At 68.6% G+C, this 23,879-nt stretch carries 18 protein-coding genes; 13 read left to right on the forward strand and 5 right to left on the reverse strand.

Going from position 1 to position 23,879, the window contains the following annotated elements:
• Window positions 1-69: 69 nt before the first annotated feature.
• From VFY73_RS17785 to VFY73_RS17805, 5 genes are all read left to right on the forward strand, one after another.
• Window positions 70-2,268 (forward strand): hybrid sensor histidine kinase/response regulator, encoded by a 2,199-nt coding sequence (locus tag VFY73_RS17785; protein WP_329721187.1) that lies wholly within the window; start codon window positions 70-72, stop codon window positions 2,266-2,268.
• Between the two features lie 84 nt (window positions 2,269-2,352).
• On the forward strand, window positions 2,353-2,802 hold the full coding sequence (locus tag VFY73_RS17790; RefSeq protein WP_329721249.1) for an AraC family transcriptional regulator: 450 nt from the start codon (window positions 2,353-2,355) through the stop codon (window positions 2,800-2,802).
• 74 nt (window positions 2,803-2,876) lie between these two features.
• Entirely contained in the window at window positions 2,877-3,287 is a 411-nt protein-coding gene (locus VFY73_RS17795) for a VOC family protein (RefSeq protein WP_329721189.1), read from the forward strand.
• Between the two features lie 22 nt (window positions 3,288-3,309).
• Window positions 3,310-3,531: a hypothetical protein gene (locus tag VFY73_RS17800; RefSeq protein WP_329721191.1), complete on the forward strand. Its 222-nt coding sequence runs from the start codon at window positions 3,310-3,312 to the stop codon at window positions 3,529-3,531.
• A gap of 73 nt (window positions 3,532-3,604) precedes the next feature.
• The gene (locus VFY73_RS17805; RefSeq protein ID WP_329721193.1) at window positions 3,605-5,995 is read left to right on the forward strand and encodes an excinuclease ABC subunit UvrA; all 2,391 of its coding nucleotides are present in this window, start codon (window positions 3,605-3,607) and stop codon (window positions 5,993-5,995) included.
• Between the two features lie 232 nt (window positions 5,996-6,227).
• On the opposite strand, the gene VFY73_RS17810 is transcribed toward VFY73_RS17805, so the two are convergent.
• The 3 genes from VFY73_RS17810 to VFY73_RS17820 all read right to left on the reverse strand — a co-directional run bounded on the left by VFY73_RS17810 (window position 6,228) and on the right by VFY73_RS17820 (window position 8,357).
• Window positions 6,228-6,359, reverse strand: coding sequence for a hypothetical protein (locus VFY73_RS17810; RefSeq protein WP_329721195.1), 132 nt, complete (start codon window positions 6,357-6,359; stop codon window positions 6,228-6,230).
• Between the two features lie 191 nt (window positions 6,360-6,550).
• Window positions 6,551-8,098, reverse strand: a complete 1,548-nt coding sequence (locus VFY73_RS17815; RefSeq protein WP_329721197.1) for an ATP-binding protein — start codon at window positions 8,096-8,098, stop codon at window positions 6,551-6,553.
• A 109-nt stretch (window positions 8,099-8,207) separates the two neighbouring features.
• Entirely contained in the window at window positions 8,208-8,357 is a 150-nt protein-coding gene (locus VFY73_RS17820; RefSeq protein WP_329721199.1) for a hypothetical protein, read from the reverse strand.
• 77 nt (window positions 8,358-8,434) lie between these two features.
• Between VFY73_RS17820 and VFY73_RS17825 the strand changes: the two genes are divergently transcribed.
• Entirely contained in the window at window positions 8,435-8,737 is a 303-nt protein-coding gene (locus VFY73_RS17825; RefSeq protein WP_329721201.1) for a hypothetical protein, read from the forward strand.
• A gap of 174 nt (window positions 8,738-8,911) precedes the next feature.
• On the opposite strand, the gene VFY73_RS17830 is transcribed toward VFY73_RS17825, so the two are convergent.
• On the reverse strand, window positions 8,912-17,245 hold the full coding sequence (locus VFY73_RS17830; RefSeq protein ID WP_329721203.1) for a GH36-type glycosyl hydrolase domain-containing protein: 8,334 nt from the start codon (window positions 17,243-17,245) through the stop codon (window positions 8,912-8,914).
• Between the two features lie 161 nt (window positions 17,246-17,406).
• Window positions 17,407-17,649, reverse strand: coding sequence for a hypothetical protein (locus VFY73_RS17835; protein WP_329721205.1), 243 nt, complete (start codon window positions 17,647-17,649; stop codon window positions 17,407-17,409).
• A gap of 278 nt (window positions 17,650-17,927) precedes the next feature.
• Between VFY73_RS17835 and VFY73_RS17840 the strand changes: the two genes are divergently transcribed.
• The 7 genes from VFY73_RS17840 to VFY73_RS17870 all read left to right on the forward strand — a co-directional run bounded on the left by VFY73_RS17840 (window position 17,928) and on the right by VFY73_RS17870 (window position 23,653).
• Window positions 17,928-18,647, forward strand: coding sequence for a Crp/Fnr family transcriptional regulator (locus VFY73_RS17840; RefSeq protein ID WP_329721207.1), 720 nt, complete (start codon window positions 17,928-17,930; stop codon window positions 18,645-18,647).
• Window positions 18,648-18,847: 200 nt separating this feature from the next.
• A complete protein-coding gene (locus VFY73_RS17845) occupies window positions 18,848-19,540 on the forward strand; it encodes a Crp/Fnr family transcriptional regulator (protein WP_329721209.1) in 693 nt (230 codons plus the stop codon).
• 340 nt (window positions 19,541-19,880) lie between these two features.
• Window positions 19,881-20,039 carry a DUF3309 family protein gene (locus VFY73_RS17850; protein ID WP_329721211.1) on the forward strand — a complete coding sequence of 53 codons (159 nt, stop codon included), beginning with the start codon at window positions 19,881-19,883 and terminating at the stop codon, window positions 20,037-20,039.
• Window positions 20,040-20,204: 165 nt separating this feature from the next.
• Complete coding sequence (locus tag VFY73_RS17855) at window positions 20,205-21,131, forward strand: GGDEF domain-containing protein (protein ID WP_329721213.1); 927 nt, start codon at window positions 20,205-20,207, stop codon at window positions 21,129-21,131.
• Between the two features lie 139 nt (window positions 21,132-21,270).
• On the forward strand, window positions 21,271-22,116 hold the full coding sequence (locus VFY73_RS17860) for a class I SAM-dependent methyltransferase (RefSeq protein WP_329721215.1): 846 nt from the start codon (window positions 21,271-21,273) through the stop codon (window positions 22,114-22,116).
• 123 nt (window positions 22,117-22,239) lie between these two features.
• Window positions 22,240-22,683: a hypothetical protein gene (locus tag VFY73_RS17865; RefSeq protein ID WP_329721217.1), complete on the forward strand. Its 444-nt coding sequence runs from the start codon at window positions 22,240-22,242 to the stop codon at window positions 22,681-22,683.
• A gap of 7 nt (window positions 22,684-22,690) precedes the next feature.
• Window positions 22,691-23,653 carry a GGDEF domain-containing protein gene (locus VFY73_RS17870; protein WP_329721221.1) on the forward strand — a complete coding sequence of 321 codons (963 nt, stop codon included), beginning with the start codon at window positions 22,691-22,693 and terminating at the stop codon, window positions 23,651-23,653.
• Window positions 23,654-23,879: the final 226 nt, after the last annotated feature.

A 23,879-nucleotide genomic window follows, 5' to 3' on the forward strand; every position in this document is an offset into this window, starting at 1 on the left:
CTGGCCACTCGCATCCTCCTTTTCAAGGGATCGGAATCAGCCAGCCGCGCAGCCGGCGCGGTCGGCGCCATGCTGACCATCGGCTTGATCGCCGTGGCGTTGGTGGCCATCGCCCATCTGCGAACACAGGCCGACCAAGGCGCGCGCAACATGGCCAACGACCATGCCTATGCACTGGCCGTGCATGCGGGGCAGGCGTTGACCGCCGCAGACAACATGGCCGAAAGCCTGGCACGCACCATCACCGAGGCCGATTTGCGTGACAGCGACCAGCTGGCCCGCGCGTTCGGCTCGAAGGCAGAACATCGGCTGCTGGCGCTTCGCCGGGCCAGTTTCGACGGGATCGAACTGCTGTCGATCGTCGGCCCGACAGGCGAGCTGATCAACAATTCGAACGTCTACCCGCCGCCGCAGGTCGATTTCTCGATGCGCGAGGCCTTCCAGGTGGCGCGCGACCGGCCGCAGCCGGGCGTTCATGTCAGCGGGCCGGTGACCAACCTGATCGACGGGCGCTGGACCTTCTCCCTGTCGCGCCGGCTGGAGAACGCGGATGGACAGTTCATCGGGGTCGTGATGGTGGGGCTGTCGCCGCAGTACTTTTCCGATTTCTACGTGGTGCTGCGACCGGACCGTGCCAGCCCACGCGCCGATGCCACCGCGATGACGCTGCTGAGAAATGACCGCACGGTGATGGCGCGATCGCCGCACGACGACAAGGCGCTCGGCCGGGTGATCAGCGTGCGGGGCCCGTATGCACAGATCGGGTGGACGCCGCAGCTGGATCCGGTCGCCCGACCGGCGTTCGAACCGTGGGACGCACAGCCGCAGGATCCCGAGTGCTTCATCCTGGCCACCGATGAGGTCGAAGGGTTTCCGCTGCGGGTGGCGGTGGCCTTGGGCGATCAGTTCTACCTCGCGCAATGGCGCCAGCAGGCGCAAGGCGTGGGCGCGTTCGCGGCGGTCACGGCGTTCTTCATCCTCGGCACGTTCTCGACGCTGGTCAGGGTGCTGCGCCGGCGTGAGAAACACCTGCTCGAAGTCGAGCGCCTGCGGGCCGAGGCCGAGGCGGCGAGCCAGGCGAAGACCAGTTTCCTGGCGACCGTCAGCCATGAAATGCGAACGCCGCTCAACGGCATCCTCGGCACCGCGGATCTGCTGGTGCGAAGCGGCCTGCAACCGAAGCAGCTCGAACTCGCCAGTACCTTGCTGACCTCGGGCCGGAACCTGCTGTCCATCATCAACGACATCCTGGACCTGTCGAAGATCGAGGCCGATGAACTGCAGATCCATGTCGCGCCGTTTTCCCCGCGAAGCGTGCTGCACGATGTGTTGAGCCTGTTCACCCCTTATGCCTCGGGCAAGGGTCTGGGCCTGGCCATGCACGTGGACAACCGGGTGCCGCCGGTCCTGGGGGGGGATGCCCAGCGGGTCAAGCAGATCGTCGGCAACCTGGTCAGCAATGCGATCAAGTTCACCGACCGGGGCAGCGTGAAGGTCAACGTGAGCTGGCCGATGGGCACCGACGGGCTCAACGTTCTGCGCTTCGAGGTCTGCGACACCGGCGTGGGCGTGCCGGTGGAAGCCCGCGATCGCATCTTCCAGCCCTTTGCCCAGGCCGACGGATCGATCTCACGCCGCTTCGGCGGCACCGGGCTGGGCCTGGCCATCTCGAAGCGGTTGGTGACGATGATGGGCGGTCGGATCGACTTCGACAGCACACCCGGCGAAGGCAGCTGCTTTTGGATCGAGCTGCCGCTGCCCGAAGTCGCCGGGCCGGTGTTCGACGGGCCGGGCCACGAATACTCCGACTGGACTTTTGCCCATGGCGGGGCGACGCCGATGCCGCCGACGACGCCTGAGAAGCCGGCCCATCCGTCGGCGCTGCGCGTGCTGGTCGTCGAAGACAACACGATCAACGCCATGGTGGTCGAGGCGCAGTTGTCGCGCCTGGGATGTGCCTGCGACGTGGCGGTGGATGGCGAAGAGGCGTTGCAGCGGCTGTCGTCGACCCGTTACGACATGGTCCTGATGGATTGCATGCTGCCGGGGATCTCGGGCTTCGAGACGACCCGCCGCTGGCGCGAGATCGAAGCAGGGCGGGGCGCCGAACGCGTGCCCATCGTCGCGCTGACCGCCAACGTGCTTGCCAGCAATTTCGACGAGGCGCGAGGGTCCGGCATGGACGACTTCCTCACCAAGCCCTGCACCCTCGACAAGCTCGAAGCGGTGTTGCGGCAGTGGCTGAAGCACGAGCTGCCTGCCACCTGAGCGACTCAGGGCGGGCAGTGGGGCGCAAGACCTTACGTATCCACGGACTTGAGCGCCACGGCGCGGCATGGCACGATCGAGCAGGTGACCAGCAAACCCGCCGCAGCACAGTCACTGCGTGATCTCGCACGGCTGCGCCGCGTTCGCGACCGGATCGACCGGGAATACGCGCAGCCGCTGGACGTCGAGGCGCTCGCCCGCGACGCGTACATGTCGGGCGGCCACCTGAGCCGTCAGTTCCGGCTCGCCTACGGCGAATCGGTCTATGCCTATCTGATGACGCGGCGCATCGAGCGCGCCATGGCGCTGTTGCGCCGTGGCGACCTCAGCGTCACCGATGTCTGCTTCGAGGTCGGTTGCTCTTCGTTGGGCACCTTCAGCACCCGCTTCACCGAGCTGGTCGGCGTGCCGCCCAGCGTCTACAAGCGCCAGGCGGGGCAAGCAACGGCGGGCATGCCGTCGTGCGTGGCGAAGCAGGTGACACGACCGATCAGGAATCGAGAAGCGCCAATCACCGAGCCCGACCTAGACTGACTTCCATGGACTTCGGCAGCACCGGCGGCGACCGGAACCGAGGACCTCCATCACCCTCAACGGAGACTGAAACCATGGACATCACCATCCACTCGACCTTCCTGCCGCACAACGACCCGGACGTGTCGCTGGCCTTCTACCGCGACATTCTCGGCTTCGAGGTGCGCAACGACGTCGGCTACAACGGCATGCGCTGGATCACGGTCGGCCCCGTCGGCCAACCCGGCACGTCCATCGTGCTGTACCCGCCGGGCGCCACCCCCGGCATCACCGAAGACGAAAAGCGCACGATTGCCGAGATGATGGCCAAGGGCACCTTCGCGATGCTGCTGCTGGCCACCAAGGATCTCGAGAGCACGTTCGATCGCCTGCAGTCCAGCGACGCCGAGATCGTCCAGGAGCCGACCGACCAGCCGTACGGCGTGCGCGACTGCGGCGTGCGTGACCCCGCGGGCAACATGATCCGTATCCAGCAGCAGCGTTGAACCAGCGCTCGAGGAGCTTGCCATGAACAAGTGGATTCGGCAGTTTCACCGCTGGGTGTCCGTGGCCTTCGCATTGACCGTCATCGCCACGACCATCGCCCTGGCGCAGGAGAAGCCCGTGCTCTGGATGTCGTACGTGCCGCTGCTGCCTCTGGCCCTGCTGGCGCTGACCGGCCTGTACCTGTTCATCCTGCCGTATGCCGTCAAATGGCGTGGTGGGCGAAGCATCGCTGGACAGACGTGACACCCGATCAAGCCCGATGACCCGCCGGCAGGCCGCGAAAGCAGCCTGTCCAACTGATGGAGACACGAAAAGCATGGCCACGAGGTCGAAGAAAACACAGTCGCCCGCGCTGAACGGCGCCGACAGCCACGATCAGATCCGCGTGCAGGGCGCGCGCGTGAACAACCTCAAGGACATCAGTGTCCAGATCCCGAAGCGCCGGCTGACGGTGTTCACCGGTGTCTCCGGCTCGGGCAAAAGCTCACTGGTGTTCGGCACGATCGCCGCCGAATCGCAGCGGCTGATCAACGAGACCTACAGCGCCTTCGTGCAGGGCTTCATGCCGACGCTGGCGCGGCCCGAGGTCGACGTGCTCGACGGCCTGACCACCGCGATCATCGTCGACCAGGAGCGCATGGGCGCCAACGCCCGCTCGACCGTCGGCACCGTGACCGATGCGAACGCGATGCTGCGCATCCTGTTCAGCCGGCTCGGCAAGCCGCACATCGGCTCGCCCAGCGCGTTCGCCTTCAACGTGCCTTCGGTGAAGGCGGTGGGTGCGATCACGGTCGAGCGCGGCGAGGGCAAGTCGAAGGCGGTCAAGCAAACTTTCAACCGCCTGGGCGGCATGTGCCCGCGCTGCGAAGGCATGGGTTCGGTCAGCGACTTCGACCTGACCGCGCTGTATGACGACAGCAAGTCGCTCAACGAAGGCGCGCTCACGATCCCCGGCTACAGCATGGAAGGCTGGTATGGCCGCATCTACCGCGGCTGCGGCTACTTCGACCCCGACAAGCCGATCCGCAAGTACACCAAGAACGAGCTGCACGACCTGCTCTACAAGGAAGCCACGAAGATCAAGGTCGACGGCATCAACCTGACCTACGCGGGCCTGATCCCGACGATCCAGAAGTCGTTCCTGTCGAAGGACGTCGACGCGCTGCAGCCGCACATCCGCGCCTTCGTCGACCGGGCGATCACCTTCACGACCTGCCCCGATTGCGAGGGCACGCGCCTGAGCAAAGAGGCGCGGTCGTCGAAGATCAAGGGCAAGAACATCGCCGACGTCTGTTCGATGCAGATCAGCGACCTGGCCGAGTGGGTCCGCGGCCTGAAGGAGCCATCGGTTGCGCCGCTGCTCGAGGCGCTCGGCGCGGCGCTGGACGCCTTCGTCGAGATCGGGCTGGGCTACCTGTCGCTCGATCGGCCGTCGGGCACCTTGTCCGGCGGTGAGGCGCAGCGCGTCAAGATGATCCGCCACCTCGGCTCGTCGCTGACCGATGTCACCTACGTTTTCGACGAGCCGACGATCGGGCTGCATCCGCACGACATCCAGCGCATGAACGGCCTGCTGCTGCGATTGCGCGACAAGGGCAACACGGTGCTCGTCGTCGAGCACAAGCCGGAGGCGATCGCGATCGCCGACCATGTCGTCGACCTGGGGCCGGGCGCCGGCACCGCTGGCGGCACCGTCTGCTTCGAAGGCTCTGTCGATGAGCTGCGCAAGAGCAAGACCCTCACCGGTCGTCATCTGGACGACCGCGCCACCCTCAAGAAGCAGCTGCGCGGGACCAGTGGCGCGCTGAAGATCCGCGGCGCGAAGACGCACAACCTGCAGAACGTCAACGTCGACATCCCGCTCGGCGTGCTGGTCGTCGTCACCGGCGTCGCCGGCTCCGGCAAGAGTTCGCTGATCCACGGTTCGATGCCGGCCAGCGAGGGCGTGGTGTCGATCGACCAGGGTGCCGTGCACGGCTCGCGGCGCAGCAACCCGGCCACCTACACCGGGCTGCTCGATCCGATCCGCACGGCCTTCGCGAAAGCCAATGGCGTCAAGCCGGCGCTGTTCAGCGCCAACTCCGAAGGCGCCTGCCCGGCCTGCAACGGCGCCGGCGTGATCTTCACCGACCTCGGCATGATGGCTGGCGTGTCCACCACCTGCGAAGAGTGCGAGGGCAAGCGCTACCAGGCCTCGGTGCTCGAATACAAGCTGGGCGGCCGCGACATCAGCGAGGTGCTGGCGATGTCGGTGACCGAAGCCGAGAAGTTCTTCGGCGCCGGCAAGGCGCACACGCCGGCCGCGCACAAGATCCTCGAGCGGCTGGCCGACGTGGGCTTGAGCTACCTGAGCCTCGGCCAGCCGCTGACCACGCTGTCGGGCGGCGAGCGGCAACGGTTGAAGCTGGCCACCCACATGGCCGACAAGGGCGGCATCTACGTGCTCGACGAGCCGACCACCGGCCTGCACCTGGCCGATGTCGAGCAACTGCTCGGCCTGCTGGACCGGCTGGTCGACGCCGGCAAGTCGGTCATCGTGATCGAGCACCACCAAGCGGTGATGGCACATGCCGACTGGATCATCGACCTCGGGCCAGGGGCCGGGCACGACGGTGGACGGATCGTCTTCGAAGGCACGCCTGCCGATCTCGTCGCGGCCCGTTCCACCGTCACCGGCGAGCACCTGGCAGCCTATGTCGGCCGATGAGCCGAACCCCGTAGGCGAATCGCCTTGACCCACTTGTCCCCGCCGGCAGGGGACAAGCCTGTGGACAAGCGGGACACAAGAGGCCCAAGCGCTTGATTCATGCGGCCTGTCATCAGACTGCCACAAAAGGCGGCAGCGGCCGTCGGATCAGTGGCTGGCCCGAGCCCATGTCACGAGATCGAAGCGACGCCGCTTCCGATCGATTCGGCAAGTGCTTGCCTATGGCCCTTGGCTATCGCTTGTGTCGGGGCGCCACCACCGCGGGATCGAGGGTGGTGGTGACCGCGGTGGCCGGTGGCTTGGTGGGCGGTACCGCGCGTTTGGGCTTCTTCGATTCCTTGTTGCCGTGTTGGCGCTTTGTCATCTCGTCTCCTTCAAAGAGGCACAGGCAGGGATCAGCGGGGACGTTCAAGGCAGTCCTCTCAAGAACGCAGCCCGAGCGACGAACGTGAGGCCGACGTGGCGACGTTAAGGGCTTGCTGCCACGACGTCTGTCTGCTGACGTACATGACCGTGCGGGTCTGCTTGGCGTTCAGGGCGCCGCAGCAGGGCGACTCAGGCCGACAAGGCCTGTAGCAAGGTCGCCGGGTTGGCCGGTTTGACGAAGTATTGGTTGAATCCGGCGGCGAGAACCGCTTGTCGGTCCTGCTCGCCATCGGATCCTGTCAGCGCGAACAACAGCGCCGTGGCACTCTGCGCTTGTGAGCGCAGCCGTCGAGCCACTTCGCAACCGTGGATGTCGGGAAGGTCCAGGTCAAGGATGACGACATCGGGCTGTGCCCGCTGCGCCTCTTCGAGAGCCGACTGGCCCGTGAAAGCCAGCAAGACCGCATGTCCTTCGGCTTCCAGCAATGCCTGCATCGACTCGGCCGCGTCACGGCTGTCGTCCACCAGCAGCACGCGACGCTTGCTGGTTCGGGTGGGCTCGATTCGTCGGGTGATCGCTGCAGCCGCTGTCGGGTCTCTGGCCCCGGGCAAGGTCACCACAAACTCGCTGCCTCGGCCCGGGCCGTCGCTGCGGACCGCGACCCGACCACCATGCAGCTCCACCAGGCTGCGGACCACCGACAGGCCGATGCCCAACCCACCGTGGTCGTGCGCAACCGACTGATCATGCTGAACGTACAGGTCGAATACCGAGTCGAGCAACGCCGGTGCGATGCCCGCGCCCTCGTCGCGGACCGAAATGGCGACGTTGCCGCTGCCGTCTTCGGGGTGCACGGCGATCTCGATGGTTCCCTCGGCACGGCTGAACTTGGCGGCGTTGTGCAGCAGGTTGCAGAACACCTGTGTCAGGCGCACCGTGTCACCTTGCACCCAAACCGGACCCGGCGGGCCCGTGTGCCGCAGGCAAAGCCGTTGGGCGTCGATCAACATTTGATGGGCAGCGACGGCCGATTCGATGACGTCACCGATCCGGATGGCTTCCGGGTGCAGGCGAAGCTTGCCGAATTTGATGCGCGACACGTCGAGCAGATCGTCGACCAGGCGAGCGATGTGGTCGACCTGGCGCTCGATGATCGAGACGGCCTTTCTCGCCGGGGCGGCGTTGTCGGCCGGCTGCTGCGCCAGCAGGGCCACGGCGCTTCTGATGGGCTGCAACGGGTTGCGAAGCTCATGCGACAGAACTGCCAGGAATTCGTTCTGGGCCCGCGACGATCGGAGCTGCTCCAGTTGCTCGACCTTGTGGCGGGTGATGTCATGCGAGACGCCTGCGAAGCGGGGCCATTGCCCGGCCTCCACGGACACCGGCAGCGCCCGTTCGGCAATCCATCGTTGCGCGCCGGAACCCAGCGTCGTGCGGTACTCCACGTCGTAGCCGTCGCCGCGCGCCAATCGGGCGAACGAGGCCCGCAGCAGGGGCCGGTCATCCGGGTGAGCGGCCCGCAGCCACTGCCGCGAGTCGGCGTAGAGCTCGCGCGCATCTCGCTGCCACTCGCGTTCATAGGCGGAATTCACGTAAAGGAATCGTTCGCTGCGAGGCTCGTAGATCCAGACCACGTCGCTCAGCGTCGCATCGATCTGGTGCAGCAGGCCGGTGGCATCGTCGATGGGCTGCCCACTCGACGCTAACGGGCATGTTCCATTGTCGGTCGGGGGCAAGCGACGGAGTCCCGGCACAGGGCGCCGGACGCGCAGCGCAGCCACGCCAGGGCCCGGCAGGCGGGGCCGCACGCCGACGACGGCCCCGCCTTCCGGCGTGACCGATGAATCAGCGGCGGCGAGCGGATTTCGCCACAAGGTCGAAATGGACATGGTGCACCTGCGCTTGCTTGAGGGGGATGGGCTGCACGGTGACAGGTTGGGCGTTCGTGAGCTTGAGGCCGGCGCTTCGGAATGCGACCACGACCTTCATGGACATGGTGCGTCTCGTGACGGTGGCTTTCCGTGCGTTGTCGCACAGACGTCGGCGGGCCGTGGGCGTAGGTTCCCGCTCAGATGACCATCAAGGCAACCACCAAGGAACAGGGCCGTCGGTCGGGACGCCTGCAGGCTGCAGGGCGCACGCTGGCCACCCGCCTGCTGGTGGACGCCTGGTTCGGTGCTGGCGCCCCCATGACGATTCAACAAGACATCGCCGCCCTGCGGATTCGCATTGGCGAGGTGCAGGCCGCTTGCGATGCCTGGCGGGTGGCCGGGCCGAAGGAGAAGTACCTCGAGGCCTATTTCCTGATCGAAGCCCTCACGCTGCAACTCGACGAGTGCCTGAAGCACCTGCCGGACGAATTGGCAACGTCATGACACGCGCTGTGCTCAGGCGCAGGGGCCGCGCACGCCCGGCGGGCGCGGGTTGGACCGCGAGCCTGCTGGTGCCGCTGGCGCACTGAGCGGGCAGGGCGCGCGCGTGCCAGCCTGCCTTCGACGGGCGGTCGCTCTTGGATCACCCCATCGCTTTGCCGGTGCGCCGTGCAGCCTCTACGACTCTGCCGTGACGGGCAGGCTGCTGGGCGCCGATTCGGGCATCGCACGGCCCAGCAGCGGGATGACGAAGCTGGCGCAGTGGCCGACCTGAGACCAGGCCAGCCCTTCGCCTCGTCGCAGCAGGCGCACCGGCTCGCCGGCCGGCAGGTCGACCGCGGCGGTCGCGGCTGCAAGCGCGGCAAGCTCGGTGGTCCGCACGAAAACGAAATGCAGCACCAGCTTGTCTCGCCTCAGCGTCAACTCCGCCAGGTTCCAGTGCGACGGCAGGCACGGCATGAAGCTCAGCTCGTGCGCCCCTTGACGCAGGCCGAAGATGGCCTCGATCGCGGCGCGGTGCATCCAGCCGGCGGCGCCGGTGTACCAACTCCAACCGCCACGGCCCACATGCGGTGGTTGGCTGTAGACGTCGCCGGCCATCGCATAGGGTTCGAGGCCATAGGCCTGGCCGTGCAGCGGGTGGGCGGCGCGGTGGGCAGGGCTCAGCCAGGTGAAGTCCCGGTAGGCCGAGTCATCGGCGCCCGGCAATACCTTGGCCAGCTCGGCGCGGGCCATCAACGCCCACACGCCGGCGTGCGAATACTGGCCGCCGTTCTCGCGCACGCCCGGCGGGTAGGCCTGGATGTAGCCGGCGCTCGGCACCGCATGCACGAGTGGTGGGTCGAGCAGGCGGATCAGGCCGGCTTCGGGCTCGACCAGCAGCACCTCGACGGCCGCCATCGCGCGGCGCTGCAGGTCCAGTGGGGCGACGCCGGAGAGCACCGCCCAGGCCTGTGCGATCAGGTCGATGCGGGCCTCGGGGTTGGCATGTGAGCCCAGGGCCTGGCCGCTGTCGAAGAAGGCGCGCTTGAACCACTGCCCGTCCCAGGCCGGGCCCAGCAGGGCCGCCTGCCAGCACTGGGCGACCTGCTCCCAGCGTCGCGCACGCGGCCCGTCGCCACGCGCATGCGCCAGCGGCGAGAAATCGGCCACCAGGCGGCAAAGGAACCAGCCCAGCCAGACGGATTCACCACGCCCTTCATGGCCGACGCGGTTCATGCCGTCGTTCCAGTCGCCGCTGCCCATCAGCGGCAGACCATGCACGCCGACGTGCAGGCTGTGGTCGATCGCGCGGGCCGCATGCTCGTACACGGTGGCGTCGTCGGCACTCACCGTGGGCGTTTCGTACAGGTCCTCGGCGCCCGCGGGAACGGCGGCTCCTTCGAGGAAGGGCACGCGCTCGTCGAGCACGGTCGTGTCGCCGGTCGCACGCAGGTAGTGCACGCAGGCGTGGGCCAACCACAGCAGGTCGTCGGAAAAGTGCGTCCGCACGCCGACGCCGGTGGGCGCGTGCCACCAGTGCTGCACGTCGCCCTCGGCGAACTGGCGCGAGGCGGCCAGCACGATCTGTTCGCGCAGCCGCTCGGGCGCCGCCCAGGCGAGCGCCATCGCGTCCTGCAGCTGGTCGCGGTAGCCGGTGGCGCCGCCGGCTTGGTAGAAGCCCGCCTTGGCCCACATGCGGCAGGCGACGGTCTGGTAGACCAGCCAGCGGTTGACCATCGCATCGAACAGCGGGTCCGGCGTGCGGACGGTGGTGGCGTTGAGCAACCGGTCCCAGCTGGCGTCGGCCTGGGCCTGGCGGTGCCCGGCATCTTGTGCGGCGGCCAATGTCGCCAGCTGGCGCGCGGCCGCCGGGCTGTCGGCATAACCGAGCAGGAACACCCGCTCGACCGACTCACCCGACGCCACGCCGAGCTGCAGCGACAGCGCGGCGCAAGGGTCGAGCCCGGCGCCGCTGCGGCGACCGAAATGATCGGGCAGCACCAGGCGCCCGCGGGCATCGAAGCATTCGCGCCGGTCGCAGCTCCAGTCTTCCTGCTCGTCGGCAGGTCCCGCCGCGCCGAGAAAGGCGGTGCCCATGCCGAAGCCGGCCGAGCGCTCGTGCTGGGTGCACAACAGGGCTGTCAGCTTGTGCGCCGGCAGGCGCTGGCGCAGCAGGCTGGTGCGGACGGTGGCGCGGTCGGCGCGGCTCGAGCCCATCATCCACTCGGCGATGCCCACGAGCCGCAGGCGGCTGGTGTGCGAACCATGGTTCTTCACGACGATGCGCACTTGTTTGACCGCGTGGGTCGCATCGACGCACCACGAGGCGGTCACCTCGAGTTCGCCGCGTCGGTGGCTGATGTGACTGTGGCCCTGGCCGTGGTTGATGCGGTAGACCGCGACGGCGTCGCCCCAGGCCGACGGTGCCACGCTCCACACCTCGCGCGTGTCCAGGTCCTGCAGCAGGAACCACTCGGACGGCGTGTCTGCCACCGGGTCGTTCGACCAGGCGGTGAGCTGATTCAGGCGGCTGTTGACAGCCCAGGTGTAGCCGCCACCCGCCTCGGAGACCTGGCAGCCGAACGTCGGGTTGGCCAGCACGTTGACCCACGGGCGCGAGGGTCGGCTGCCGGCGCCGACGTCGAAGCGGAAGTCGCCCGAGCCGGGCACGAAGTCGCCGGTGCGCAGTGGCGTCGCGGTGCCGGCGCTGGTGACCTGGGGAACGGCTTGCGTCGACGTGGAATGCCGCCATTCGAAAGCCCGCTCGTGGCGCTCGGCCCATTCGCTCACATGGTGGGTCAGGGGCCGGCCATCAGCCTGCATGCGCACGCGCGCCAGCGCCTGCAAGGTACTCAGTTCGTCGGCCGACAGCTCGTTGGCATGCAGCGCATACAGCCCGGTGAGCGCCGGGCCATGCCGCGCGGCTTCTTCAGCCGCGTGGTGATCGCGCAGCGCGGCGATTTCGTGCTGCACCGGCATCTGGTACGAGGCAGGCTCGGCATTCACCACCACCAGATCGCAGGCCACGCCGCCCCACGACCACAGGCGCAGCGCCTGCGCCAGCGAGCGCAGCAAGCCCAGGCCCTGTATCACGCCGGCCGACACGAGCAGGATCGGGCGGTCGCCCGAGATGCCGAAGCGCCACAGCAGGCGCCGGTCGCAGGCCGGCGCCCTTGCGTCGTCTGCCATCACGGCCCGGGCCGGTGGGCGCGTGAGCGTCAACACCAGCGCGGTCGTCAGCGACTGCACGACGGCAAAGTCCGCGGTCGCCACGTTCAACGCCCGCAGTCGGATACCGGTCAGCGTGGCCGACATCAGCGACGCTCGCTGCACGTGGCTGGGTTGGCGGTACTTGTCGATCACCGCCTGCAAGGTGGGGCCATGGTCCGACGCTGCGGTCGCGAAAGTCAGCGTGGCCTGGCCGCGAGGCGCAATGCGCAATTGCACCGCCAAGGCGCAAACGGGGTCCAGGCCGGTGTCGAGCGTGATGCTCGTGGGATCGCTACCGCCAGGCGCCGGCGGTGGCAGCGGGTCGAACGAGGCCAGCGGCCGGCTGGGCGCGCGGTTGCGGCCGAGCCAGCGTTGGCGATTGGTCTGCACGCGCAGACTCTCCGGCGGCGGGTCGCCGTCGGCCAGAAAATGCGCGGCATGCATCGCCGGCTCGCCGGCCAGCCGCGGACGGCGCTCGAACAGCAGGGCCCGGTGAGCAGGCTGCCAGGCGGCCCGCACGAACAGGTTCGAGAACGCCGGGTGCGCCTCGTCGGCGCGGGGCTCGGCCAGCGTGAGCTCGAAGGCCGACATCAGCTCGATCTCCAGGCAGCGATCGCCGAGGTTGTGCAGCTCGATCTGGCGGAACTCGATGTCGTCTTCGGGGCTGACCCAGACGGTGCAGTGCACCTGCACATCGGGCCACGACGCGTCGAAGCAGACCCGGTCGGCGTGGTAGACGCTGCGGTATTGCGCCGCCGCATCGGGCGCCGGGTGCTGGGTGATCGAGACAGGTCGTGGCTGCCGGTCCCAGCGCAGGTAGAAGAAGCTGCCGCACGCGTCGCGCAGCGCGTCGTCGCGCGTGCGGGTGATGCCGGTTGCCCCCCAGCGGCTGCTGCCGGCGCCGTTGGCGCGCAGCGTCACGCTGTAGCGGCCGTTCGACAGCACGTGGGTCGGCTCCAGCGCGGCCGCACCAGGCAGCACTTCGCGCAGCAGGCCCGGGGCCCGCCGCTCTGCCGCCAACGGCGGCGGCCCCGGCAGCGGCGCGTGCAAACGCGAGACCTCGCGCGGCGCGCGTTCGTGCAGCAGCGACGCAACCGCCTCGATGCGCGGGTGCGCCATGCCCCAACGCCGCACCACGCCGCCCAGCAGCACGTTGGCCAGCGCGACGATGCTCATGCCTTGGTGGTGCGCCATGAAGGTGGCGACCGGCGCGAAGGGATCGACGCCGGAGCGTCGGGCGTGGGTGAAATCCAGCGCCTCGATGAAACCGTAGACCCCTCGGACGCCGAGCCCTTCGAGTGCCGCGAAGTTGCGCCGTGCGCGGCGCGGGTCGATCTGTGCCGCCAGCGCGGTGGCGTAGGGGGCGACCACCAATTCCTCGGGCGGCGTGCGACGCAGGGCCAGCCGCGGAACGCCCTGCGGCGAGTACTGGTAGGCCAGCGTGTGGTCGCGCCCGGCGTAGGCCGATTCCGAGACGCCCCAGACCACCGCGCGGGTGCGCCCGAAGCGAACGTGCTCGCGCACCGCGGTGCGGCTGGCATCATGCAGCACGCTGCCGGCTGGCTCGTCGAGCACCAGGCTGGGCATCAGGTACTCGAACATCGAGCCCGACCACGAGCGCAGCCCGGCCGTGACGCGGACCGCGAAGAACGGCCTCCCCAGTGCGACCCAGTGGCTGGCCGGCACGTCGCCCTTGGCGATCGCCAGCAGGCTGGTCAGGCGCGACTCCGAGGCCAACAGATCGTAGAAGCCGGCGTCGAGCTGCTGCTCGCTGACCCGGTAGCCGATGTGGAACAGGTGGCGACGGCGGTGGTACAGGAAGCCGAAGTCGGGCGCCCAGGCGAGTGCTTCGAAGTCTTGGGCCACCGTCTGCAGCCTGGCGAGGTCGATCTCGTCGTCGCCGCCGGTCGGGGCAGCGGCGAACGCCCGGCAAGCCTCGGCCGTCGCGAGCAGGTGACCGCAGAGGTTGCCGCTGTCCACCGTGGACAGGTACATCGGCAGCAGCGGCGCGCCGGTCTGTGTGTCGTACCAGTTCAGGAAGTGACCGCGGTGGCGCTGCAGCGTCAGCAGCGTGGCCAGCGTGGCCTCTAGCCGTGACAGCAGCTCGGGCAACGTGATCCAGCCGAACTGCCGCGCGCAGGCCGCGCTCAGCAGGTACAGGCCGATGTTGGTCGGCGAGGTCCGGTGCGCCACCATCTCGTGCGGCAAGGTCTGCAGGTTGTCGGGCGGCAAGTGCTTGTCGTCGGGACCGACACAGCGCTCGAACAGGCGCCAGGTGTCGCGCGCGACGCCGGCCAGGTAGGCCTGTTCGTCGAACGACAGCCCCCGCTCGGGATCACTGGCGCGCGGCCGGCTGCCCCACCAGACCCAGACCGGTGCTGCAGCCCACAGCGCGCACAGCGCGGCCGCCAGCACCATGTGCGGCGTACCGGCCGCCGACAGCGCTGCGAACAGGCCGAGCGCCAGGCCGGTTTCGCCTGCGTGCCGCCGCAGCGTGGCGCGAAAGCCGGTGCGCAGTGCGGCCTGGGCTGACGAGGCGGTCGTCCATTGCAGCAGGTGGCGGCGGCTGACGCCCATGCGCCAGAGGGCGCGCCCGATCGCGTCCAGGCTGGCCATCGCCTGGGCCGGCAGCAGAACCAGGTGCCACACGCCACCGCACAACGCCCGCACCAGCTCGATGCCGGCGTGGGCGAAGAAGTGCAGCCGCGCCACGTCGTCGCGGCGGGGCAAGAACCCGGCGGCGGCGCCCAACATCGGCCCTGCGGCAAAGGCGGCCAGCACCAGCGCCAAGGCGATCCACGGCGACACGATGACGCCACTCAGGGCCAGCAGCAGCAAGCCCAGCGAGGCCGGCGTCACCAGCGAACGGCGCAGGTTGTCGAACATCTTCCAGCGGTTGACCGCCTTCAGCGGGTAGCGCGCCGGCTGGACCATGAAGGGCAACAATTGCCAATCGCCGCGCATCCAGCGGTGCACCCGCGAGGCGGCCACGTCGGCGTGGAAGGGCGCCTCTTCGATCACCGTAACGTCGGTGACCGCGGCACAACGGGCCATCGAGCCTTCGATCAGGTCATGGCTCAACACCCGGCCTTCCGGCAGGCGCCCACCGAGCACGGCGTGCATCGTCTGCACATGGAGCAAGCCTTTGCCGGTGAAACTGCCTTCGCCGAAGAGATCCTGGTAGACCTCGGAGGTGGCGACGCTGTACGGGTCGATGCCGCACTGGCCCGAGAACAGCCAGTGGAACAACGTCGCCTCGCCGCGCCTGGGCAGCGGCGTGACGATGCGCGGCTGCAAGATGCCGTAGCCGCCGATCACCCGCCGGCCCCTGGCGTCCAGCCGCGGCTGGTTGTAGGGGTGCGCGGCCACGCCGACCAGGTCGCGCAACCGGCCAGGTGGCAATTGGGTGTCGCTGTCGAGCGTGACGATGTAGCGCGTGTTGGGTGCGATGCGTGAGGCCTCGCCGAGGTCGACGAAGGCCGCCGAGTCGCCATCGGCGAGTGCCGCGATCAACTGCTCCAGCTTGCCGCGCTTGCGCTCCCAGCCGATCCAGCGCCGCTCGCTGAGGCTGTGGCGCCGCTCACGGTGCAGCAAGATGAAGCGTGGCGGGGCACCTGGGTCGGCCGGGTGGCTGGCGTTGAGCACGTCGATCTGTTCGATGGCGCTGTCCAGCAAGGCCGCATCGCCGGCGCGCTGCGCCGTGTCGGCATCGAGGTCATCGCTGAGCAGTGCGAACTGGGCATGCCGCTCGGGGTTGGCCAGATGGTGCAGGCGCAAACGCCGCGCCAGGCCACGAATCGATGCCGAATCGGTCAACAGGGCCGGGATGACCACCATCACGCGGTGTCCCGGCGGGACGCCGCCGGCCAGCGTCAGGCGCGGCCGGTGCTGGGGCCGAACCGATTCGCTGATCAGCCGGTTGACCACCGCGATCACGGCCTCTGAAACCGGCAGCAGCATCAGCACCGCGGCCAGCCCGATCAGCCAGCCCGGCGCGGCCACGAGCAGCTCGGCATGACGCGACAACAACCAGGCCACGCCGCCGAAGCTGCCCAACAGCAACGCGCTGCCGTAGACCGGCCAGGTGCCGCGGCGCACCGCGCCCTGCCAGCGCCGTGCCGTGTGTTCGTTCATCCCCAGGGCATGCACCAGCGCCGGCCGGCCGGCACCCAACAGCCAGTGCTGCGCCGTGGTCGTTGGTCCCTCGTCACCAGCGGGGCCCTGCATCAAGCCCAGCAGCGCCTCGCCCACAGCCCGTTCGCCGTGGCCACTGCGCAGCGCCAGGCGCTCGATGCCGTGCAGCGTCTGGTCACGCGTGGCGACCTGCTCGGCCTCGAACACCGGCGAGCGCAGCATCAGGCGCATCAGCGTGCTGGTGCGGGCCACCAGGTCGGGCCAGTCGGCGTCGCCGATCGCGCGCAGCGAGGTCACGGCGTTGCTCACGCTCAGGTTGTCGGCGGTCTGGTCCGCGCTTTGGCGCGCACGGGTGGCCACTGGATCCGGCAGGGCTTTCGCCAGCCAGGCGAGCAGGGGCGAGACCGGCGCCCCGTCGTCGTGCGCGCGCTGCGCCACCTGCGCCACGAACTCGAGGCCGACGCCACGCCGCTCGAGCAGGCGATGCACCGCGTCGAGCACCGGCGGCGCGTGATCCTGCGGGCGGTCGCAGCACAGGTTGGCCACCTCGCGCGCGGCCGTCTGCGCGGCCACGCGCTCGGCCAGGCGACGCAAGCTCTCGATCAGCACGACGCGCAAGGTGGTCGGCAATGCCCACATCTCACTCAGGTTCAGCTCACGCACGTCGAGGTAGGCGCCGAGAAACTGCACCAGCAGGTCCTCGTCGAAGCCGCCGTCGGTGTGGGCCACGAACGCCCAGGCCACGCCGTAAATGCGCGGCAGACCGGCCAGCGGCTCGGCCTGCAGCACCGGCAACGAGCGGAAATAGCCGCGCGGCAGGCCCTCGTGGATCTCCTTGAGCTGTGCCTCGATCAGGTGGAAGTTGTCGAGCAGCCATTCGGCCGCCGGGCTGACGTCGTGCCCGGTGGCCGCCTGGACCGCGATGTAACCGTGCGCCTCGCGCAGCGTCAGGATGTTGCTGCGCAGGCGCGGAAAGAAGGTGCCCGCACGCCAGCCCCCCCGCTCGGCGCGGTGGGTCTCGGCCAGGCTTCGGCCATGCTGCGCAAACCGGTGCGGGCCGAAGATCTCGGCGCGGATCGGAGGCCCCAGCGGCCCGTGCCGGCCATCCAGAAGGCGACACAGTTGCGGCGAGGCCCCTGGCAGCAGGCGTTGCAGTGAGGGTGCGGGGATGTGCCAGCGGCTCACGATGCGGCGCCTGGTGCAGTGTTTGATGCTGGGCGGAATTTGGGGAAACCGATGGATGTCGTCGTCCGGGTAGGCGCAAAACCACAGCGATGCCCGGTGGCATCGCGAGGATTTGCAACGACGCTAGACGTGCGCACGGGTTTGCGTCGTGTGACTGGGCTCTAAGCCCACCACGACACGATGGCAGCCAGTGCCGCCAGGATCGCCAGCGTGGTGACCTGGCGCCCGGCGACAAAGCCGGCCATCGCCTCGGCGCCACACCACAACACGAACAAGCCCACAGGTGCGCTGCGGCAGTGTGCTGCGTGCTCGCGCAGTGCCGTCAACTCCCGGGGCGAGACGCCGGGGGCGTCGCCGAACGATGAGGTGGTCCAGGCCGGTTCGGCCATGGGCGGAGTGTTCATGACGCCCACCTCACCACGACAGGGCCGTGCGGCCATCCATCGGGCCGGCAGGCCGCCTTGCTGTGTTCCAGGGACAACGGGCCCATGCCTCTCCTTCACGCTGGCGTGCTGGCGTCCGACTGGACACCTGTTCACCGGCGGAACCTAGCTGCTTCGCGCGCTGGAGTCTGTTCGCTGCCGAACATATGGAGTAGGCTGACCTTCTTACCATTCGGCATGCGTTGCTGGCCATGCGGGTTGGCGAGCTTTCCTTTGCCGCCTCACCCGTGCCGCAGCCTATGAACTCCCAGACATCTCCCCGCCAGAACCGGCTGCTCGCAGCGCTGCCCGAGGCCGAATGGCGGCGTTGGCTGCCGCAGCTGGAGTGGGTCAGCCTGCCGCTCGGCCAGGTGATCTACGAGTCCGGCCGTCCGCTGAGCCATGTCTACTTCCCCACGACCGCCATCGTTTCGCTGCTGTATGTGATGGAAGACGGCGCGTCGGCGGAGATCGCGGTGGTTGGCAACGAAGGCATCGTCGGCATTTCGTTGTTCATGGGCGGTGAATCCACGCCCAGCCGCGCGGTGGTGCAAAGCGCCGGTGAGGGGTTCCGGCTGAAGGCCAGTTCGATGAAAGAAGAGTTCAACCGGGCCGGACCGGTGATGCACCTGCTGCTGCGCTACACCCAGGCCCTGATCACGCAGATGGCGCAGACGGCCGTCTGCAACCGCCACCATACGCTGGACCAGCAGCTGTGCCGTTGGCTGCTGCTCAGCCTGGATCGGCTCGAAGGCACCGAGTTGGTGATGACGCAGGAGTTGATCGCCAACATGCTGGGCGTGCGCCGCGAAGGCGTCACCGAAGCAGCGCTGAAGCTGCAGAAGCTCGGCCTGATCAGCTACGCCCGTGGGCGCATCCAATTGCTCGATCGTGCGGGCCTGGAGGCCAGGACCTGCGAATGCTACGAGGTGGTCCGCAAGGAGTACGCCCGTTTGCTGCCCGACATGCTGGCCACCTGATTTCACCGGCCTTGAATTTCGGGCGCCTATTTCGGGCGCCTATGTGCGCTGGCAGACAGATGGGCAAGGGGCGCGAAGCGAGACTCGCAGCACCGATCGACCCTGCGGGAGCATCAGCCGGGTCGGGGGCCCCGGGGCCTTCTGACTCGCGCTGGCCGTAATGGACGATCGGGCCAAATTCTGCCCACGCCCAAGTCAAAGTGCCGCACGCCGAGAACCACCTGATCGAACAACTGCCTCGCCAGGATCGCCGACATCTGCTGGCGCTGTGCGAGCCGGTTGAACTGGTGTTGTCCGAGGTGCTGTGCGAAGCGGACCAGGTGATTCACCATGTCTACTTCCCGGTCAACGGATTCATCTCTCTGGTGGCCGTGATCGATGGCCATCCGGGGCTCGAGGTGGGCATGGTCGGCCGCGAAGGCATGCTGGGAGCGCCGCTGACCCTCGGGGTGCCCACCGCACCGTTGCGCGCCCTGGTGCAAGGGGCCGGGGCCGCCTGGCGCATCGACTCGGGCAGCTTCCTGGCCGAGCTGCGACGCAACGACGCGCTGCAAAAAGGCCTGGACCGGTACCTGTACGTGAGCATCGCCCAGCTCGCTTCGGCGGCCACCTGCCTGCGCTACCACCTGATCGGGCCGCGGCTGGCGCGGTGGCTGTTGATGAGCCAGGACCGCGCCCACGCCGACCACTTCCATGTGACCCACGAGTTCCTGGCCTACATGCTCGGTGTGCGCCGCGTGGGGGTCACCGTGGCGGCCTGTTCACTGCAACGCGCCGGCTTGATCGCCTATCGCCGAGGCGAGGTGAGGGTGCTCGACCGCAGTGGCCTGGAAGCCGCCGCGTGCAGCTGCTATGCCGCCGACCGGCAGGCCTACGCGCGCCACGTGCGCTGAGGTGCCCGGTCGCTCACACCACCAGCGTCATCCGGTCGACCACGCTGTGCACGCGACCTGGACGCCCTGGATCCACTGCGGGACCTTGCTCACGGTGCCGGCAGTTGTGCATCGGTTTTCACGGCGTCCTTCCAGTGGGCGCAACACCGGGATCGAGTTTTGCCACCAGCCCTTCGTGTTCGGCAGCGCACAGACATTGGCGCCGCGCATGGCTAGCCTGGCAGGCATGACCGCACGATGACGGTGCGCGGGCCGGTCGGGCGGTCAGTCCGCCAGACGGTGACGGGTCACCCCATGATCCGGGCACTTTTGGAGTTATTTTCTTGGCAGGAGAAAGTTCATGAGCCTCGGTACCATTTTGCTGATCGTGCTGGTCTTGCTGTTGGTGGGTGCGATCCCGACCTGGCCGCACAGCGCCTCGTGGGGCTACGCCCCGAGCGGCGTCCTCGGACTGGTGTTGGTGGTCGTTCTCGTGCTGCTGCTCACCGGTCGCTTGTGACGGGGGTGTGCGCTGGCGCACCGACCCGGTTCGAACGACCGCGCTACAAGAGGCGCCTGCCGGCGGCCCGCTGCCGCCGGCAACTCCACCATGATGCTGATTTCGAACCATCGCCGGCCGACGGTCCACGTTGCTTTCCAACGGAACGGTGACTTTCGGACGACCGTGCCTGCCGCCAGTGAGGGCAGCCGCATCCCGCTGCAGAGCCCCACCGACGAGCATCTGGCCGAGTGGAGCGACGTACTGAACGCCGTGCCGCTGAGGCTGCGACAGATCGTCGGGCAGCGCCTGGTGACTGAATCCGGCTTGCCGGTGAGCGATGCACGAGCCGAGATCCAGATCGGTGTGCTCGAGTGTGCGTCGGCGATCAACCTGCTGAACGAGGCCTTGTTGCGCGAACTGCGCCACTGCCATCGACTCGAACAAGTGACGGTGCCCCCACAGGCCGCGCTGGCGCAGGCTCGCCCCGAGCCATCGGATGGGCCGGCCGGCAAGCGTGTGGCTCGCCTGCTGACACCGCGTGCATCGCGCGAGCACCAGACCCCGATGGCCCAACGCCGGCTGTTCCGGCAACAGCTGGAGCAGGTCCTGGCTGCCGACGGGCAAGCCGCCACGCCGTTGGCTTTGCTGGCGATCGATCTGGATGGTTTCGGGCCGATCGCGGAAATCCATGGGCCCGACGTTGGTGATCGCGTGCTGCAGATCACCGCCGCCCGGCTGAGCCGCACGGTACGTTCGAGCGATGTGATCAGCCGCATTGGCTTCCAGGCGTTCGGCTGCCTGGTGGTCGGCGCGATGGACCGCCAGCAGCTCGGCCAGGTCGCCGGCAAGATGGTCGATGCCATGGCGGCCCCCGTGCGGGTCGGCACCCTGTGGCTGCACGTGAACCCCAGTGTCGGCATCGCCCACGGCGCCGCCTCTGCCACCGGGGCCGCCGGCATGCTGGCGGGGGCGTGCAGCGCGATGCTGCAGGCCAGGCAGCAGCACAGCGCCTATGCCTTCTTCGAGCCACCGTCTCGCCGCCCCGCTCCTGGGGCGGGCGCGGTCGCTGCGTCGGCCTGTGTGGCGGATTCTGAAGGCAGGGCGACATAGGCCGAAGTCGACGAAGGGCATTGATATTGATCCGTGGGGCGACCCGTCAGTCCAGAATCCGACCATCGCCGCCGCCGCCGCCGGAGCGCCACGCCATGCAATCTCCCAGCTGTTCATACGGGGTTGAGGGCTCAGCGTCATGAACGCCGACCTGCTGGACCGGGTCAACCGGGCCTGGTATGCCGAGCCCGGCTCCGTCGCCGGCATGGCCGCCCAGTGCGGCTTCACTGACGAAGGTGAACGGGCCGCCTATCGGCTGCTCGCCCATGAGATGCACCAGCGCCCCATCCTCGACCTGGGCGTGGGCCCGGGCCGCACGGTGGACCTGCTGCAGTCGCTCAGCACGGACTATGTCGGCATCGACTACCTGCCGGCGATGGTGGAGGCCGCGCGTGCCAACCACCCGCAGGCCGACATTCGCCTGGGTGACGCACGCGATCTCGGCGATTTCGCCAGCGAGAGCAAGGCGCTGGTCGTGTTCAGCTACCACGGCATCGACTCGGTCAGCCACGAAGACCGCCTGCGCGTGCTGGCGGAAGCCTGGCGCGTGCTGGTGCCGGGCGGCACCTTCTGGTTCTCGACCTTGAACGCGAGCGGTCCCGCTGCGCGCTACCGCCCGTGGTTGCCGCTGGTGCCGCCGGCCGACGATCGACCGGGCGCGTGGCTGCGCCACACGCTGCAATGGGCGGGTGCGCTGGCACGCGTGCCCACCCACACCACCCGCTACTGGCACGGCCGGGCACTGCTCGAGGCCGGCACCGGCTGGGCCGTGGCGCCTTTCTTCGCCGGCGGCTGGCGGCTGGTCACCCACTACACGACCCTGCCCGAGCTTCAGCGCGAAGTGGCGGATTCCGGCTTCGCCGCGAACCCCGCGGTGTTCGAAGACGCCCATGGCCACCGCGTGGGCGTGACCGACGACCTGCGCCCGGTGTTCGGCTTCAACGTGCTGGCGCGCAAGCCGCGCCCACGCATGGCCCCTGACTGAGCCGAGGCTCGGGCGGGCCGCTGTGTGCGTTGCCGCACTGACGCGCACGCGGCCCCGCGACGAGACTACCAATGCGCCGGGACGCGCGATTGTTTGCTTCTCGGCGATCCCCGAAAGAAGGCCATGCTCACGAAGATCATCCCAGTCACCTTGCTGGTGCTGGCCGCCGTCCTCACCACGGGGCGGGCGTCTTGGGCGGTTGCCGCACCGACGACGGGCGATACCGCGCACGGCCAGGTCGCACCGGTCAAGCTCAACTCCAACGGTGCGACCTCACGGGCCATTCCTGCAACCAGCCCCGTCGCCGTGGACGACTACAGCATGCACATCGAGGAGGGCGTGACTGTCAATGCCTACGATCTCGTGCCCTTGGCCGAACACGACGCCGTGCGAACCCAATCGATGATCGACGGCATCGCCGGTCGGCGCTCGACGCGCGCCGCAACCGCCGTCGCCGATGTCGGCGAGGCAAAGGCTGCGAACCTGCTGCCTCGCGCCGAAACCGCAGCGCTGTGGCTGGCCGGGCTGATGGCCGTGCTGTTGATGGCGCTGCGGCGCCGTGACTGAGCCCGCGATGCTGAGTTCGGAAAGCGACCGCACCAACGCCCGCACCCGCCATCGGCCGGGCCTGCCCGATGTGCAGGATCTGCCTGCCGTCGGCGCCGCAGAAAACGTGCCCCGTGCAGTCCGCCCTGCGCACGCGGCAGTGAGTGACCCGGGCAGCCCGGCGGCCGACGACTGGGACGACATGCACGACGCCGTCGCCGAGCGGCTGCAAGCCATCCTGCAGAGCACGGCACCCGGGCCCGGCGAGGCGGAACCGCGGGCCCTGGCGGCCCGCACCTACGCGATGGCCCTCGAATGCGCCGCGGCGCTGAATCAGCTCCAGGCCGCGATGGCCCTCGATCGGGCTGATCTGCGCCGAATGGAGCGCGAGCTGGGCGGCGCTCGCTCGGCATTGGCACGGGCCCGGCTGGATTTCGCGGACAGCCAAGCCGGCGAGTTGCACGCCCGTCACCTGGCGTTTCACGACGATTTGACCGCCTTGCCGAACCGGCGCCACTGCCGCGAACGACTCGACGAAGCCCTGGCGCTGGCAGCCCAGCACCAGACCACAGCGGCGCTGCTGTATCTGGACCTGGACGGGTTCAAGGCGATCAACGACCGCCATGGGCACGAAACCGGCGACGAGGTGCTGCGCATCGTGGCCGCCCGCCTGAGCCGCGTGGTGCGGGCCGGCGACGTCGTCTGCCGCCTGGGAGGCGACGAATTCGTTTGCCTGCCGTCCGGCCCTCTGAGCGGGCCACAACTCGCCCACCTGGCCGGCAAGCTGTTCGACGCCGTATCGGCGCCGCTGAGCCTCGACAACCTGCGGCTCGATGTTCGGCCCAGCATTGGCGTGGCCATCTTCCCCGTCGACGCCGACAACACCGAGGGCCTGCTCAAGGCCGCCGATGCCGCGATGTACCGCGCCAAGCTGCGCCACATCGGCTTTGCGTTCGCAGGACCCGCCGTCGAAGTGGATCTGCCACCGTGATCGCGCGGCATCGGTCGGGAAGCGCAGGTCAAATGTGACGAGTACGGCCGGGACCAGAAGCGTCCGGGTGTGCGATATGCGGCGACTGCGCAGGGTCGTTGCCTTCACCGCGTGGGCGGCAGCGGTGAGAATCACGCGGTATCCAGGACGCACGCCCGTTTTGCGCCGGCCTGCGACGATCGCGAATGCCAAAGACCTCTCCAGAGCGAGCCACCGAAGTGTTGGA

It is taken from the genome of Ideonella sp. (assembly GCF_036277275.1).
Lineage (GTDB): Bacteria > Pseudomonadota > Gammaproteobacteria > Burkholderiales > Burkholderiaceae_C > Ideonella.

Bases quoted from the DNA above. Each gene is read 5' to 3' on its own strand.
- VFY73_RS17865 (WP_329721217.1), top strand. From the start codon at position 22,240: ATGCTCACGAAGATCATCCCAGTCACCTTGCTGGTGCTGGCCGCCGTC.
- VFY73_RS17850 (WP_329721211.1), top strand. From the start codon at position 19,881: ATGAGCCTCGGTACCATTTTGCTGATCGTGCTGGTCTTGCTGTTGGTG.
- VFY73_RS17835 (WP_329721205.1), bottom strand. From the start codon at position 17,649: ATGAACACTCCGCCCATGGCCGAACCGGCCTGGACCACCTCATCGTTC.
- VFY73_RS17840 (WP_329721207.1), top strand. From the start codon at position 17,928: ATGAACTCCCAGACATCTCCCCGCCAGAACCGGCTGCTCGCAGCGCTG.
- VFY73_RS17870 (WP_329721221.1), top strand. From the start codon at position 22,691: ATGCTGAGTTCGGAAAGCGACCGCACCAACGCCCGCACCCGCCATCGG.
- VFY73_RS17785 (WP_329721187.1), top strand. From the start codon at position 70: ATGCTGACCATCGGCTTGATCGCCGTGGCGTTGGTGGCCATCGCCCAT.
- VFY73_RS17810 (WP_329721195.1), bottom strand. From the start codon at position 6,359: ATGACAAAGCGCCAACACGGCAACAAGGAATCGAAGAAGCCCAAACGC.
- VFY73_RS17805 (WP_329721193.1), top strand. From the start codon at position 3,605: ATGGCCACGAGGTCGAAGAAAACACAGTCGCCCGCGCTGAACGGCGCC.
- VFY73_RS17860 (WP_329721215.1), top strand. From the start codon at position 21,271: ATGAACGCCGACCTGCTGGACCGGGTCAACCGGGCCTGGTATGCCGAG.
- VFY73_RS17800 (WP_329721191.1), top strand. From the start codon at position 3,310: ATGAACAAGTGGATTCGGCAGTTTCACCGCTGGGTGTCCGTGGCCTTC.
- VFY73_RS17820 (WP_329721199.1), bottom strand. From the start codon at position 8,357: ATGTCCATGAAGGTCGTGGTCGCATTCCGAAGCGCCGGCCTCAAGCTC.
- VFY73_RS17795 (WP_329721189.1), top strand. From the start codon at position 2,877: ATGGACATCACCATCCACTCGACCTTCCTGCCGCACAACGACCCGGAC.
- VFY73_RS17825 (WP_329721201.1), top strand. From the start codon at position 8,435: ATGACCATCAAGGCAACCACCAAGGAACAGGGCCGTCGGTCGGGACGC.